Origin of the sequence: Nonomuraea sp. NPDC050328, from assembly GCF_044459405.1 — a bacterium.
Lineage (GTDB): Bacteria > Actinomycetota > Actinomycetes > Streptosporangiales > Streptosporangiaceae > Nonomuraea.
The window spans coordinates 26,043-39,595 of sequence record NZ_JBITIW010000019.1 but is presented as its reverse complement, the minus strand read 5'-3'; the positions used below and the strand labels follow the sequence as shown (position 1 = coordinate 39,595).

Genomic DNA, 13,553 nt, shown 5'->3' with positions numbered 1-13,553 from the left:
TCATCGAGCATGCGGAAGCACTTCGTCATCGGTGTTCAGGGGCGGCGGAGAGGGAGCCCAGAGCGCGCTCCCGGCCTCGTCCCCTTCAACGTCGGCGACCATCTTCCGCTGGCACCTGCAGGACCACACGCACTGGGCGCGCTGGCCTGCCGTACCATGGCTGCCGGCGAGCTGATCGGTGACGGCCACGTGGAGAAGGTCGTCCGTGACCGGCTGGAGCAGCATGACTGGAACTACGGCTTCATCATCGACGGCTTCCCGCGCGACCGCCGTCAGATACGCCGACAGCAGCGAGGTCTTGGCGCCGTCGCGGCCCTGCCGGCTCGCGTAACCGGGGCTGTCACGCCCGACGGTGCCAGAGTCCTGGATGCTTTGGGAGTCGATGATGGCCGCCGCCGGCTCGGGTCTGATACGCAGGTAGCGCGGCAAGGCCTCGGTCACACCGACCTGCTCCCGCTGCTGGAAGTGCCCGTACACGGTCTGCCAGGGGAGAAGATCGGTGGGGCCGGTACCGCCACGGGCAGCCGGACCGGACTACGTACAGGATGGCGTTGACGATCTCCCGGCGCGAGTGTTTCTCCGGCCGCCCGCCGCTGTTGGGTTCGGAAGCAGGGGCTCGATGAGGACCCATGGGGCGTCGGTCAGGTCCGAGGCGTAGCGCTGCGGGGCATTCGGACACCTTGGCCGCACGCGAGCCAGTCGTCACGCCATACATGAATGATCTTCGTTGACACCAGGCATGCTAGGGGAGAGCAGAGACGTATGATGAGCAAGTGCTGTGGGGCTCAAAAATAAGATTCGATGTCTGACCTGCCGATTCTTGGTAGCGTCAGCTGGCCATCTGGTACTCATTGACGAGTCCGCCGAGTATGGGCCTGCAGTGGACCCCATGGCTTGCCGGATTTACTGGCGATGGCGGTCCGGTTTCAGCTTGGGATGGGCGTGGAACAAGTCCCGGCCAGGTGAATCATGGCGAGTCGCCGTCGAGGCCCCCGAGGTCACCATGGCCGCCGGCCTGCCGTACGGCGGGACCACCCTCGCCTCGCACGAACCGCGCAGCCTCGCCTACAGCAAGGCGCGAGCGATGCGGCCGAACGCGCCGACGCACGACGCCCTCCTCCTGGCCAAGCAGCTCGAACAGTGGCTCACCGACGACGGACGCAGCGCCGACGCCGTCGCGCGGCGACTCGCTGCGCTCGACGGCCTGCCCAACGCCGGCTCCAGCAAGGACCCGATCAAGGACTCGATCAAGGAAGCCGGAGACGTGCACGCCTACCTGCGCGGCAAGTAGCAGGGGAAACGCGAGAAGGTCCCGGCCGACCCTGAGCGGGTTGCCTCGGTGCTGTTGGAGTGTCAGGCATGTTAGGCACATGGAGGATTCAGAACGTGTTTGACGCGCTATCTATGGTTGGTCAGGCACGCGCCATGTTCCTGCCGGCCGCGGCATGATCCACTCGGTGCCCGCGCTGGGGCAGGCTGAGCCGTACGAGATGATCGTGCGGCGGTCGCCGCCGCACCTGCGCCCGTACGCGCTGGGGGCGGCGGGGTTCCGGACGTGGATGGCGGAAGACGCGCGGATGCTGCCGCTCAACGCGGCCACCTTGATCGTCGACTTCACGGGGATGAGCCCGATCGTCACTGGCCCGCGCGCCACCGCGGCGTTCGCGGTTCGCACGCCGTGGCGTCACGGAATGGCGGTCGGGCTCACTCCCGCCGGGATGTCCGCGTTGACGGGCGCGCCGGTCCGGGAGGTGGCCGGGGCGACCGTGGCGCTCGCTGACCTCCTGGGCGTCCGGGCGGAGGAGCTGGCGGGGCGGCTGGGCGAGTCAGCGAGCTGGGATGAGCGCTTCGCCCTGCTGTGGGAGCGCTTGACGGCGTGGCTGTGCCCCGGCCCGGGACGCGACCACCTGATCATGCGCGCCTGGTGGCGGCTGCAGGCCCCGGACTGTCCGCGCACGATCGCGGGCCTCGCCGCCGAGCTCGGTGTCAGCAGGCGGTACGTCGAGCTCGGATTCCGCAGAGTGGTGGGTTTGTCACCCAAGACCGTCGCCCGGATCGCCCGCTTCCAGCGGACCGTGGACAGTTGGCGCCGCCCGTCAGCCACCCTGGACGCGGCCCTGAGCTGCGGTTTCGCCGACCAGCCGCATCTCAGCCGGGAGATCAGGGCGATGTCGGGGCTGACGCCCGCACAGCTGTTCGCATTCGTTCAAGACACCGGGCGGCTCGCCGAATAGCGTGACCTTCCGCTCCCGGCCGAACGCCGTGCCCGGGAGCGGGAAGGGGCAGCACGTCATGGGAGTCACGCTCGCCGACTTCGGCAGGGATCCGCTGGGGATCACCATCGTCAAGGCGGTGTTCCTGTTTCTCTTCCTGTCGCTGGGGGTCGTGTTCGGCGTCTGGTTCGAGCGCAAGCTCATCGCCAGGATGCAGAACCGCATCGGACCCAACCGGGCGGGACCCTTCGGGATCCTGCAGTCGGTGGCGGACGCGATCAAGATGGGGTTGAAGGAGGATCTCTTCCCCAACACCGTGGACAAGATGCTGTACCTGCTGGCTCCGGTCATCATGGTGGTTCCGGCGTTCGTGGCGTTCTCGATCGTGCCGTTCGGGCCGAAGGTGTGGATGTTCGGGCACCAGACTCCGTTGCAACTGGTCGATCTGCCGGTGGCGGTGTTGTTCACGCTGGCGATGGGGGCCATCTCGGTGTACGGGCTGGTGCTGGCCGGGTGGTCGTCGCGCTCGCCGTACGCACTGCTCGGTGGTTTGCGTTCGGTGGCGCAGGTGGTCTCCTACGAGATCGCGATGGGCCTGTCGTTCGTGGCCGTCTTCCTCTTCGCCGGGACGCTGTCGACCTCGGAGATCGTGAACGCGCAGACGTCGCTGTGGTACGGCATCATGCTGCTGCCGTCGTTCCTGGTGTATGTGGTCTGCATGTTCGGCGAGGCGGCGCGGATTCCGTTCGACCTGCCCGAGGGTGAGGGTGAGCTGGTCGGCGGGTTCCAGACGGAGTACTCCTCGTCGCTGAAGTTCGCTCTGATCATGATGGGCGAGTACCTGCACACGTTCACTGCCTCCGGCATCGCGGTCACCCTGTTCATGGGGGGCTGGCGGGCGCCGTTCCCGATCTCGCTGTGGGCGGGCGCGAACGAGGGCTGGTGGCCGATGCTCTGGTTCTTCATCAAGTTCGTGCTGACGTTCTGCTTCATCATCTGGGTCCGCGCCTCGCTGCCCCGCGTGCGCTACGACCAGCTCATGTCCTTGGGCTGGAAGATCCTCATCCCGGTCAGCCTGGGCTGGATCCTCCTCGTCGCCGCCGTCCGCACGATCACGCAGAGCCCGGGAACCGTCTCCATCGCGCTCGGGGTCGTCATCGCCGTTGGCGTGCTGGCCATCTGGATGCGGTTCGACACCGTCGGCCAGCGGCGAAGGGAAGCCAGGAAGGCACAGGTGGACGCTGAGTTCAAGGAGCTCGGCGAAGAGCCGACCGCAGGCGGCTTCCCGGTGCCACCGCTCGATCTACCGCACTATCACGGCCGCTGATGCGTCACCCGGGCGCTGACCAGGGTGGCCCGCCGTTCGGCGAGCCGGGCCGCGGGTGGCACCAGGAGGTGGCCGCCGGCTACGTGCTCGGCAACGACCTCGCTGAGGCCGCCGAAAATCGTCACCGGCTGGGACCCTGGGCACTGCACCGGCCCGCTGCGCGCGGTCGCAGCCGTCGATGGCCGCATCGAGGGCCTGCTGCAGCTGCGCGCCCACCTGCTGGTCCCAGGAAGCCAGGTGAGCCCGGTGAAGACCTTCGCCCTCTCCCACGAGGGCGAACACACGGACGCCTGATCTGAGGGGATGGCCCGGCCCCGAATCAGCGGCCTTCGACGAGTGCTGAGATCTGAAGGGTGGCACCGTCGAGTGTCAGGGCCAGTTCCAAACCCGTTGTCGAGGACCATAGCCATGTCTGCGTGATCGGCGGATTGCACGGTCGCTAGGGGAGCAGGGGCCGGATGATCTGGCAGTGTCAGCATCTCCAGGCGCGTGACGTCGTCGATCTGTCCATGGGGCGCCAGGTCGACCTCGATCTCGGCGTGCGAGGTCTCCAGCAGCATCCGGAGCAGGCTTCGGCTGCGGATGCGCGCGCGGTCCAGGAGATCGAGCGTCTCTGACGCCGAGGTGGCGAACCTCTCGCGCCACTCGTTCAGGCTCATCGAGGCGAGCCACGTGCGGGGATCGGAGGCCTCACTGGTGGAGTTGGCCGGCATCTCCAGCACGGCCCGCCGGGTTGAAGTCGATCAGCCGGTCCTGGCGGATGGCCATGTTCAGCGCATGCCGCAGCGTTGCCCGGATGTGGCCCTTGAGGGAGCGCTGGGTGGACTCCTCGATCTTGCGCGTGCGGAACTCCTCCAGCCGCTGCGCGATCGTCACATGTTGGGTCAGGTACTGCCGCGTCCGGAGGCGGTGGTACACCACCTCGACGGCGGGCAGCGCAGCGGTCTCGGCCACATTTCGCTTGATCAGGTCCGCAATCTGGTTGCGGACCAGCACCTCGGCGGATGGGCGGCCAGCGCCACCAGGTCTCGCACCTGCGCCAACAGCTCGGTGGCGACCCACTTCCCGGCGCTTTCCCTCCAGGGTGGGGCAACTCGATCTGGTATCTCCGGGAGTCGTGCCGGCTGCTCTAGTCCGCCACAGCTTGGGCACTTCTGTCCCAGTGCCTTGCCGTCCGCCTTGGTACAGGGTGGTGTCGTCGATGCGCACCTCACCGCCTGCGCGCCCTCGACGAACGTGCGCTCACCCGGGGATGAGCAGCGCCGACCCGTCGTGGACGGTCACCGTGCTGAGAGGACCGCGGACGGCGAGGGCAGCGCGAGCGGTCGGTCCGACGTCGAGGGCGCGCAGGGTGTAGTCGGCCGGATCACCCAGTTCGGGCGGCAGCCCCCGCACCCGAGGCTCCTCGTACGGCCCGCTCACCTCCACGGCCGCGAGCTCCACGGCCAGGCCGTGGCCAGTCGCCTTCAACACTGCTTCCTTGCGGGTCCACCAGGTGAGGAAGTCGCCTGCCCCCCACCCCAGCCGCGTCAGCTCCGAAAGCTCGGTCTCGGACAGGACCGTCGGTGCCACGGTCCGGACGTCCAGCCGGCGGCCGACCTGCTCGATGTCCACTCCGACCTCGGCGCCGGCGCAGAAGGCGGCGATGACCTCACCGCCGGAGTGGCTGAGGGAGAAGTCCAGCCGCGGCCCGTCCGGCCCGGTCAGCCGAGGTTTGCCGTGCGGCCCTCCGCAAAGGCGGCAGGTCCGGTCGAAGGCGAGCGCGGCCGGGTCGCGGCCGAGCAGCTCGCCGAGCACCAGCCGCACCAAAGTCCACGACCGGGCGAACCGGTTGCGATCCTCTGCCCGCCGGAACCGCCCTTGACGGGCCAGCTCGTCGGCGCCGAGCAATGAGAGCCCACCGGCCGGGCCGGCGGGTGCCCGCCAAACCTCGACCGTGCGCGGCGGGAGCACGGAGTCGGCCGGACACGGCGGGAGCACGGAGCCCGCCTGGCGCGGCGGGAGCACGGAGTCGGCCGGGTGGGGTGACAGCATGGAGTCAGCCGGGCGCGGTGACGGCACGGAAGAGCGCCACGTTGCCGCGGATCCACAGCCGGTGCTCGGCGAAGTACCTGGCGAGCTGCCGGTCCAGCCCCGCCGGGTCGTCGCCCTGGTTGTGGAAGTGGCCGCGCTGCTGCTCGCGCAGGAACCAGCGAGTGCGCCGGGGCATCGCCACCCCGGCGTCCAGCACCGTCGAGCCGAACAGCACCCCGCCGGGCCGGAGCGTCGCGGCGACGTGGCCGAGGATGGGACCCTTGCCGTCCCAGCCGCCGGGGATGGTGTGGAACACCAGGTTCATCGCCGCCGAGTCGAACCAGTGCCGGGGCAGCGGCAGCGGGCGGGTCAGATCGGCCCGGCAGGTGTCGGGGCGGTAGCGGGCCAGCCGCCGGGCCGAGGCGTGCAGGCACGGCTGGCTGAGGTCGAGCAGCGTGAGCTCGGGCGGCCCGGGGAAGCGGCAGCGGTCGACGAAGTAGCCGGTGCCTGGCCCGATGTCGAGGTGCCGCCGCCCCACGGACGTGTCGTACAGGTCGGCCATCTCGCTCGCCGGGCAACGCCAGAACAGCGAGCAGCCGAGCCCGAGCACGAGCCGGTCGTAGATCGCCAGGCTGAACCGGTGGTAGGCCCGCTGGGCCTGGGCGATGCGCGGGTCCACCTCGTCGGGCGGGGGAGTGCTCCTGGCCACGGCCATGATCGACGCCTCTCAGCTGAACAGGGCCTGCTCGTCCTGGTCGCGCAGGATCGTGCACAACTCGCGCAGGCCGGTTTCGAGCTGGGCGATCTCGGCGTCGCTCACCTCGGCCGACGGGGCGAAGCGCAGCGTGTTGACCGCGCTGGCGGTGGGGAAGGTGCGCAGCCGGTGGCGGCGCAGCAGGAAGCCGGACAGGACGTAGCCGAGGATGTGCGCGCGGGCGAAGTCGCGAAGCAGCGCCGCCTCGGAGTCGGACTGGTCGTGCAGTTCGAGTCCCAGCATCAGCCCCCGGCCCCGCACCTGCTTGACCACGGTGGGGAACTCGGCGCCGAGGCCGGTGAGCATGCTCTTGAGCCGCTCGCCGCGCTCGCGCGCCTGGCGGTAGATCCGGCCGTCGTCGGCTTCGAGCAGTTCCAGGACCTTCAGCGCGATGGCCGAGGAGAAGCCGTCCTTGGCGAAGGTGGAGCTGTGCACCAGCTCGAACTCCTGGCGGTAGCGCGACTCGCGCACCAGGAGCACGGAGACCTTGGCCAGGCCGCCGCCCAGGCTCTTGGCCAGGGTGTAGTAGTCGCCGTGCAGGCCGAGGTCGGCCGAGGCCAGGAAGGAGCCGGTGCGTCCCATGCCGCTCTGGATCTCGTCCACCACGAGCGGGCAGCCGATCGCGTCGCAGACCTGGCGGATCTCGGCGGCGAACTCGGCGCTCACCTCGTGGATGCCGCCCTCGCCCTGGATCGGCTCCAGCAGGAAGGCGCCGAAGACCGGGTACTCGCGTTCCACGATCTCGACCCGGCCGTCCTGGACGACCAGGTCGAGCAGCGTCTCGCGGGACTGCTCGACCAGCTTCGCCAGCGCGCCCGGCTCGTTGAACGGCACGAAGACCGCCTGCGCGGCCAGCGGCGCGAAGGCCGAGCGGACCTCCTCGTTGTGCGTGAGCTGCACGCTGGCGACCAGCTTGCCGTGGAAGGAGCCGGTCAGGGCGAGGTACTTCGGCGGCCGGGCGCTCACCCGCGCGTTGTGCTCGGCCACGTGCCGGGCCAGGTCGTCGAAGTGCTCGACGTCGGGGGAGAGCGCCGCCGAGCCGCCGGCGACCGCGGCGCGCGCGGCCTCGACCGAGGCGGCGATCCCGCTGCTCAGCGCCGCGACCCTCGCCGCGCGGTCGAGCTCGGCGTGCTTGAGCGCGGCCTCGATCGCCTCGGCGCCGGTGCTGGCGAAGACGGCGTAGAACCGCTCGCCGGTGCCGAGCTCGCGCTGGACGATCTCGTTCAGCTTGGCGGCGGTGCGGATGGCGGCGGTGTGCCGCGAGAACTGGGCGAGCACGGGCGTGTCCGCGGTGAGCAGCGCGATGGCGTGCTCGGTGATCCGCCTGTGGTTGTGGCCGAGCAGCAGGGCGCCGTAGCCGCCGGCGAAGTCGGTGACCGGGATCTGCTCGCCGTCCTCGCCGAGGTAGTAGAGCGTGTTCCCGGTGGCTCGGACGTAGTCGACGTCGAGCCCGGCCATGGCCAGGTTCTCGCGCATGTGCGGTTCGGCGAGATCGATCTGGTCGCCCGGGGAATTCATGCCGCCTCCTCGCGGAAAAATGCGCTGGATATATGGGAAATAGGCTGATTTCCTGGGGTCGCTCGGAGCGTATCCCCGCCCTGGTCACCGGCCGGTAATCACCGTGATTAACCGCCGGTTGCCCCCTGATTCGGCACCCGATTTATCGTCGGGACTCACCACGGGACCGATCAGATCGATCAGGGAGTGCGCGAAGATGGCGGACTACGCAGAGGGACACGCCGTCGTGCTGGGCGCGGGTTTCGCCGGGCTGTTCGCCGCGCGCGTCCTCGCCGAGTTCTACGGCCGGGTCACCGTCGTGGAGCGGGACGAGCTGAGCGCGGGCCACGCGGCGCGGCGCGGGGTGCCCCAGCGTGACCAGGGGCACGAGCTGCTGGCGCGCGGGCAGCTCATCGCCGAGGAGCTCTTCCCCGGCATGACGGCCGAGATGGTCGCGGCCGGGGCGCACCTGGGCGACATGTCGGCCAACGCGCGCTGGATCCTGGAAGGCCGGCGCCTGGCCCGCACCCGCTCCGGGCTGTCGATCATGGCCTGCACCCGCGGCTTCCGCGAGCGGCACCTGCGCGCCCGCGTCGAGGCCCTGCCGGGGGTCACCGTGGCGGACGGCCTCGCCGTACAACGCCTGACCACCACACCCGACCGCGGTACGGTCACCGGCGTGGTCGTCGCGCGCGGCGGCCAGGAACGCACCCTCACCGCCGACCTGGTCGTGGACGCCACCGGCCGCGGCTCCCGCACCCCGGTCTGGCTGGAGGAACTCGGCTACGGCCGGGTCGCCGAGGACAAGCACAGGATCGACGTCGGCTACGCCACCCGCTACTACCGCACCCCGCCCGGCGCGTTCGAGGACGACGTGTCGATCAACACGCTGGCCTCCGCCGAGGTCCCGCGCGGCGGCAGCACGCAACTCGTCGACGGCGGGCTGACCATCGTCACCACCTACGGCATCCTGGGCGACCACCCGCCGGTGGACCCGGAGGGCTTCCACGCCTTCGTCAAGTCGCTGGCCACCCCCGACATCGCCGAGATCGTGGCGGTCTCCCAGCCCGTCTCCGACGTCGTGCGCTACCGCTTCCCGGCCAACCTGCGCCGCCGCTACGAGCGCCTGACCGCCTTCCCCGACCGCTTCCTCGTGCTCGGCGACGCGGTGTGCAGCTTCAACCCCCGCTACGGCCAGGGCATGACGGTGGCCGCCCTGGAGGCGCTGACCCTGCGGGCGCACCTGGCCGGGCGCGAGCGGCCCGAGCCGCTGACCTTCTTCACCGACCTGGCCGTGTCGGTGCTCAACGACGTCTGGGACATCGTGCTCACCACCGACCTCGTCTTCCCCGGCGTCGAGGGCGAGCGCGGCGACGACGTGCGCTTCATCCACGAGCACGTCGGGCGGCTGCAGGCGGCCGGGATGCGCGACGGCGACATCGCCGTCGCGTGCCTGCGCGTCTTCGGCCTGGTCGACCCGCCCGCCGCCCTGTTCGACCAGGGGCTGCTCGACGCGGTCGCCCGCGTGGAGGAGCACTCGGCAAGCAACGTCCCCACCGCCTGAGAAGAGGACTGATGACTGACAACACGACGCTGGTGATCGGCGGCACGGGCAAGACCGGCAGCCGGGTGCTGTCCAGGCTCCAGGCGCTGGGCGTCCCGGTGCGCAACGGCTCGCGCTCGGCCGCGCCGGTCTTCGACTGGACCGAGCCGGCCACCTGGGCGCCCGCGCTGGAGGGCGTGCGCTCGGCCTACATCGCCTTCTACCCCGACCTGGCCTTCCCCTGGGCCGCCGAGTCGATCGCCGGGCTGAGCGCGATCGCGGCCGGCCAGGGCGTGCGCCGGCTGGTGCTGCTGTCCGGGCGCGGGGAGGAGGAGGCCCGCACCAGCGAGCAGATCGTCCAGGACTCCGGCCTCGAATGGACCATCCTGCGCGCCGACTGGTTCTACCAGAACTTCAGCGAGGGCATGCTCCTGGAGCCGGTGCTCGGCGGCACCGTCGCCTTCCCCGGCGGACAGGTCGCCGAGCCGTTCGTCGACGCCGCCGACGTGGCCGACTGCGCGGTCGCGGCGCTGACCGGCGACGCCCACGTCGGCCAGGTCTACGAGCTCAGCGGCCCGCGTCTGATGACCTTCGCCGAGGTCACCGCGGAGATCTCCAAGGTCGCCGGGCGGGAGGTCGCCTACCAGCCGGTGACGCCGGAGCAGTACGCCGACCTGCTGGTCGAGCACGGCGAGCCGAGAGACGTCGCCGACCTGCTCGCGGGCATCTTCGCCCAGTTGCTGGACGGCCGGAACGCCACCGTGACCGGCGACGTCCGCCGCATCCTGGGCCGCGAAGCGCGGGACTTCACCGCGTTCGCCGACGAGGCGGCGCCCGCCTGGCAGGTCTGAGACCCGGGCGCCCCCCGGTCCGGCCGTCCGCCGACGGCCGGACCGTCGGCCTGCCCGCCCGCTCCGTCCCCGCCCTCTCCTCGTCCCCGCCTTCTCCCCGCTGCCCGTTCCACCCTCGGCATGCCGTACGGCAGGCGAAGTCAGGGCCGGGTCAGCCCTGGGTCAGCCCCACGTCAGCGCGATGCGGAAATATAGGGCAAAGCACAGCAACGCGCGCGCGACCGGTGAGGCGACAGCCTCGCTGACGTCGACGAAAGAACGGGGCCGACCACGGTGCCCGGTCCCGAACAGCCGACATCCACTCGGGGGACCGGGCTCGTGGCCTTTCGTCTTAGGGGAGAGCGATGCGATTTCGAATGCTGGGTCCACTGGAGGCCATGGACGGTGATCGGCGGATCGTCCTGGGAGGTATCAAACAGCGCGCGACCCTGGGTTTCCTGCTGTTCCACGCCAACCGGGTGGTCCCGACCAGTCATCTGATGGAAGCGCTGTGGCCGATCGACCCGCCGACCACGGCTCGCAAGATCTTGCAGAACGCGGTGTGGAGCCTGCGGGGCACGCTCAACGCGGTGCCCGGCGTGTCCCTGGTGACGCAGCCACCGGGCTACATGCTCAGCGTGGACACCGACGACGTCGACCTGTACCGCTTCAGCCGGTGGGTGGCCGAAGGCCGGGCCGAGCTGGCCACCGGGTCACCGGACGCGGCGGCCACCCGGCTGCGGGAGGCGCTCACCTTGTGGCAGGGGTCGGCCCTGGCCGACCTGGTGGAGGCCGGCGTCGACTGGCCGGAGATCACCTCGGCGCAGAACGCCCGGCTGGACGCCACGGAAGACTATTTCGAGGCCGAGCTCGCCTGCGGGCGTCATCAGTCGGTGCTGGGCCTGCTGGAGGCGATGGTCCAGGCCGAGCCCTTACGCGAGCGGCTGTGCGGGCAGCTCATGCTCGCCCTCTACCGGTGCGGACGGCAGGCCGACGCGCTGAACGTCTACGGCCGGGTGCGGGCCGCGCTGGTCGCCGACCTGGGCCTCGAACCGGGCCGGGAGCTGCAGATCCTGCAGCAGGCGATCCTGGCCCAGGACGCGGTGCTCGACCTGCCCGAGCCGGGCGAGCCGCCGGAGCCGATGGTCCTGCCCACCCCGGTCGTCCCCGCCCAGGCCCGTCCGGAGCGCGCCCGTCCGGAGCCCGCGCGACAGGAGCCCGCGCGACAGGAACCCGGCCGGCGGCTGGTGAGCGTGCTGCTGGTCCGGGCCCAGCCCGAGACGGCCGAGGCGGACGGTCCGCGCGGCATCGAGAAGATCAAGGACATCGTCGCCGCGCACGGCGGGACGACGGTCGTCACCATGGGCCAGGTGACGCTCGCCCTGTTCGGCACCACCGGCGCCCACCAAGGTCACGACGGATCCGGCTACGCGAGCGGCGACCAGGAAGCGGTCGCCGGGCACGCGGTCCGGGCCGCGGTCGAGATCCGGGACCACTTCGACCCGGCTCGTCACCCCGCCGCACGGGTGACGGTCCGGGCGGCGGTCAGCACGGGCGAGCCGGCCGGGCACGGTCCCGGCGGCCTGCTCTCCGCGGACGGCCCGGTGCTCGACGCCTGCCAGACGCTGCTGGCGGCGGTCCCGGCCGGGGAGATCTGGGTCTGCGACGACACCCGCCGGGCGACCGCCGCCGCCTTCGGCTACTGCGCGGCGGGGGAGTCCCCGCGCTGCTGGCGGGTCAAGAACGTCGACCCGGAGCCGGTCGCCCCGGTGGTGCCGCTCAGCTCGCACGAGCTGGAGCTGAGCGTGCTGCACGGCCTGCTGGAGCAGGTCAGGCACCGCGGGACGCCGCACGTGGTGACCCTGCTCGGCGAGCCCGGGATCGGCAAGAGCCGGCTGATCGTCGAGTTCGAGCGGCGGGTGATGGGCCAGCCGGAGAAGACGCAGTTCCTGGTCGGGCACGCGCCGCTGTTCGGCAAGGACAACATGATGACCCTGCTGGAATCGGTCGGCGGCATCGTGCTGGGCGACCTGGCCAGGGCGGCGGGCGGCGCGGTGGTCAAGGCCTTCGGGCAGCTCGCCCACCGGGGCGACCCGCGCAGCCGCCTGATGTCGCTGCTGACCCCGCTGGCCGGGCAGAGCGGCCCCCGCGCCGCGCCGGGCATCGGCGACACCGTCGCCGCGATCCTGCAGTGCATCGGCGAGATCGCCAGGAAGAGCCCGCTGGTGGTGATCGTCGAGGACGTGCACCACGCCGACGACGCGGTGCTCGACTTCGTGCACGACCTGGCCGACCGGATGAAACCGGCCGCGCTGCTGGTCATCCTCACCGCCCGGCCGGACCTGCTCACCCGGCGGCCGGGCTGGGGCGGCGGCAAACGGCGCTTCACCACCATCACGATGGACCCGCCGCCGCAGACGGCGACCGCGCAGCGAGAGGAGTTCCTCCGCTTCACCACGCACGACCTCACCCCGCGCGACGAGGCGGCCGACTCGCCGAGCTGGCTGCGCGGCACGCTGCTGCGCGGCCTGCCGTACCCGTGACCGGGCCGTTCAGTGCAGGCCGCGCTTGCCCGGCGTCCAGAACGGCTTCATCTTGATCGACGTGCGGGGCCAGCCGCGCTCGCGGACCAGGTGCGTGCGGATGAGCTGGATGGTCCTGGCCTCGCCGGCCAGGTAGGCGATCCCGGGGTGGGCGGGCAGGTCGAGCTCGCTCACCCCGCGCAGCAACGTCTGCGACGAGACCGGCGAGGCGCCGCGCCGGTGCACGCGGTGCAGCGAGTGGGGGCCCGGCAGCGGCAGGTCGTCGGCCGGGCTCTCGCTCTCCAGCACCCCGTAGACCGTCGCGTCCGGGCCGAGCGCCCTGATCATGGGCCCGAAGGCGCAGGTCGCGGTCTCCTCGCCGACGAACAGGTGGTACGGCGCGGCAGGCTGGAGCACGAAATCGCCCTGCGGGCCCCAGAAGGTCACCGGGTCGCCGGGCTTGGTCTCGCGTGCCCAGGTGAGCCCGATGCCCTCGCCCGCGGGGTCGTACAGATGGGCGCACAGCTCCAGCGCGCGGTCAGCGGCGGAGAAGTCCCAGATCGAATACGCTCGCAGCGTTTCGACCGGGCGCAACAGGCCGTACAGCGACAACGGGTCGTTGATCTGGATGCGCACGTGCTGGCCGGGCGAGTAGGGAGGCACGATGGGCTCGTCGGCGACGATGCGGATCCATCGCATGGTGGGCGTGGCCATCGCGACCTCGGTCACGGTGCCGGCGGCATAGAACTTGGCGAACACGTTGGCGAACGGGCTGCGCGAGGAGCCCTGGCGTGGTGCGGTCCGGTCGTTCATCGTCAGCGTCCTCCGAGCCGGTCGCGAAAGAATCTCTCACA

General features: G+C 71.0%; 14 protein-coding genes and 1 pseudogene. 8 read left to right on the top strand and 7 right to left on the bottom strand.

Annotated features, from left to right (window positions below):
- Positions 1–9: 9 nt before the first annotated feature.
- Positions 10–225: pseudogene (locus ACIBG7_RS42625) on the top strand (nucleoside monophosphate kinase); the annotation flags it as partial.
- Between the two features lie 115 nt (positions 226–340).
- Here the strand turns inward: ACIBG7_RS42625 and ACIBG7_RS42620 are convergent.
- A complete protein-coding gene (locus ACIBG7_RS42620) occupies positions 341–631 on the bottom strand; it encodes a transposase (protein ID WP_397340042.1) in 291 nt (96 codons plus the stop codon).
- Between the two features lie 300 nt (positions 632–931).
- Here ACIBG7_RS42620 and ACIBG7_RS42615 point away from each other — a divergent pair, with 300 nt between their 5' ends.
- The 3 genes from ACIBG7_RS42615 to nuoH all read left to right on the top strand — a co-directional run bounded on the left by ACIBG7_RS42615 (position 932) and on the right by nuoH (position 3,540).
- Complete coding sequence (locus ACIBG7_RS42615) at positions 932–1,291, top strand: hypothetical protein (RefSeq protein WP_397339985.1); 360 nt, start codon at positions 932–934, stop codon at positions 1,289–1,291.
- 166 nt (positions 1,292–1,457) lie between these two features.
- Positions 1,458–2,234: a helix-turn-helix transcriptional regulator gene (locus tag ACIBG7_RS42610; protein ID WP_357936049.1), complete on the top strand. Its 777-nt coding sequence runs from the start codon at positions 1,458–1,460 to the stop codon at positions 2,232–2,234.
- Between the two features lie 58 nt (positions 2,235–2,292).
- Positions 2,293–3,540: an NADH-quinone oxidoreductase subunit NuoH gene (gene nuoH, locus ACIBG7_RS42605; protein ID WP_397339984.1), complete on the top strand. Its 1,248-nt coding sequence runs from the start codon at positions 2,293–2,295 to the stop codon at positions 3,538–3,540.
- Here nuoH and ACIBG7_RS42600 read toward each other — a convergent pair.
- Positions 3,528–3,665 carry a hypothetical protein gene (locus ACIBG7_RS42600; RefSeq protein ID WP_397339983.1) on the bottom strand — a complete coding sequence of 46 codons (138 nt, stop codon included), beginning with the start codon at positions 3,663–3,665 and terminating at the stop codon, positions 3,528–3,530. The two genes, nuoH and ACIBG7_RS42600, sit on opposite strands and share 13 nt — an antisense overlap.
- A 333-nt stretch (positions 3,666–3,998) precedes the next feature.
- Between ACIBG7_RS42600 and ACIBG7_RS42595 the strand changes: the two genes are divergently transcribed.
- Positions 3,999–4,157, top strand: a complete 159-nt coding sequence (locus ACIBG7_RS42595) for a hypothetical protein (protein WP_397339982.1) — start codon at positions 3,999–4,001, stop codon at positions 4,155–4,157.
- A gap of 73 nt (positions 4,158–4,230) precedes the next feature.
- Here the strand turns inward: ACIBG7_RS42595 and ACIBG7_RS42590 are convergent, their stop codons facing one another.
- From ACIBG7_RS42590 to ACIBG7_RS42575, 4 genes are all read right to left on the bottom strand, one after another.
- Positions 4,231–4,536: a hypothetical protein gene (locus ACIBG7_RS42590; protein WP_397339981.1), complete on the bottom strand. Its 306-nt coding sequence runs from the start codon at positions 4,534–4,536 to the stop codon at positions 4,231–4,233.
- Between the two features lie 246 nt (positions 4,537–4,782).
- Positions 4,783–5,574, bottom strand: coding sequence for a 4'-phosphopantetheinyl transferase family protein (locus tag ACIBG7_RS42585; protein ID WP_397339980.1), 792 nt, complete (start codon positions 5,572–5,574; stop codon positions 4,783–4,785).
- A gap of 4 nt (positions 5,575–5,578) precedes the next feature.
- Positions 5,579–6,268, bottom strand: coding sequence for a class I SAM-dependent methyltransferase (locus ACIBG7_RS42580; protein ID WP_357936032.1), 690 nt, complete (start codon positions 6,266–6,268; stop codon positions 5,579–5,581).
- A gap of 12 nt (positions 6,269–6,280) precedes the next feature.
- The gene (locus ACIBG7_RS42575; protein WP_397339979.1) at positions 6,281–7,825 is read right to left on the bottom strand and encodes an aspartate aminotransferase family protein; all 1,545 of its coding nucleotides are present in this window, start codon (positions 7,823–7,825) and stop codon (positions 6,281–6,283) included.
- 196 nt (positions 7,826–8,021) lie between these two features.
- Between ACIBG7_RS42575 and ACIBG7_RS42570 the strand changes: the two genes are divergently transcribed.
- The 3 genes from ACIBG7_RS42570 (at position 8,022) to ACIBG7_RS42560 (ending at position 12,720) form a co-directional block, all read left to right on the top strand.
- Positions 8,022–9,368 carry an FAD-dependent oxidoreductase gene (locus ACIBG7_RS42570; protein WP_397339978.1) on the top strand — a complete coding sequence of 449 codons (1,347 nt, stop codon included), beginning with the start codon at positions 8,022–8,024 and terminating at the stop codon, positions 9,366–9,368.
- 11 nt (positions 9,369–9,379) lie between these two features.
- Positions 9,380–10,198: an NAD(P)H-binding protein gene (locus ACIBG7_RS42565; protein ID WP_357936025.1), complete on the top strand. Its 819-nt coding sequence runs from the start codon at positions 9,380–9,382 to the stop codon at positions 10,196–10,198.
- A gap of 377 nt (positions 10,199–10,575) precedes the next feature.
- Positions 10,576–12,720, top strand: coding sequence for a BTAD domain-containing putative transcriptional regulator (locus ACIBG7_RS42560; protein WP_397339977.1), 2,145 nt, complete (start codon positions 10,576–10,578; stop codon positions 12,718–12,720).
- A gap of 9 nt (positions 12,721–12,729) precedes the next feature.
- Here ACIBG7_RS42560 and ACIBG7_RS42555 read toward each other — a convergent pair whose 3' ends face one another.
- Positions 12,730–13,512: a siderophore-interacting protein gene (locus tag ACIBG7_RS42555; RefSeq protein ID WP_357936020.1), complete on the bottom strand. Its 783-nt coding sequence runs from the start codon at positions 13,510–13,512 to the stop codon at positions 12,730–12,732.
- Between the last annotated feature and the right edge of the window lie 41 nt (positions 13,513–13,553).

Bases quoted from the DNA above. Each gene is read 5' to 3' on its own strand.
- ACIBG7_RS42580 (WP_357936032.1), bottom strand. From the start codon at position 6,268: ATGGCCGTGGCCAGGAGCACTCCCCCGCCCGACGAGGTGGACCCGCGC.
- ACIBG7_RS42555 (WP_357936020.1), bottom strand. From the start codon at position 13,512: ATGAACGACCGGACCGCACCACGCCAGGGCTCCTCGCGCAGCCCGTTC.
- ACIBG7_RS42560 (WP_397339977.1), top strand. From the start codon at position 10,576: ATGGACGGTGATCGGCGGATCGTCCTGGGAGGTATCAAACAGCGCGCG.
- ACIBG7_RS42585 (WP_397339980.1), bottom strand. From the start codon at position 5,574: ATGCTGTCACCCCACCCGGCCGACTCCGTGCTCCCGCCGCGCCAGGCG.
- ACIBG7_RS42575 (WP_397339979.1), bottom strand. From the start codon at position 7,825: ATGAATTCCCCGGGCGACCAGATCGATCTCGCCGAACCGCACATGCGC.
- ACIBG7_RS42620 (WP_397340042.1), bottom strand. From the start codon at position 631: ATGGGTCCTCATCGAGCCCCTGCTTCCGAACCCAACAGCGGCGGGCGG.
- ACIBG7_RS42595 (WP_397339982.1), top strand. From the start codon at position 3,999: ATGATCTGGCAGTGTCAGCATCTCCAGGCGCGTGACGTCGTCGATCTG.
- nuoH (WP_397339984.1), top strand. From the start codon at position 2,293: ATGGGAGTCACGCTCGCCGACTTCGGCAGGGATCCGCTGGGGATCACC.
- ACIBG7_RS42565 (WP_357936025.1), top strand. From the start codon at position 9,380: ATGACTGACAACACGACGCTGGTGATCGGCGGCACGGGCAAGACCGGC.
- ACIBG7_RS42570 (WP_397339978.1), top strand. From the start codon at position 8,022: ATGGCGGACTACGCAGAGGGACACGCCGTCGTGCTGGGCGCGGGTTTC.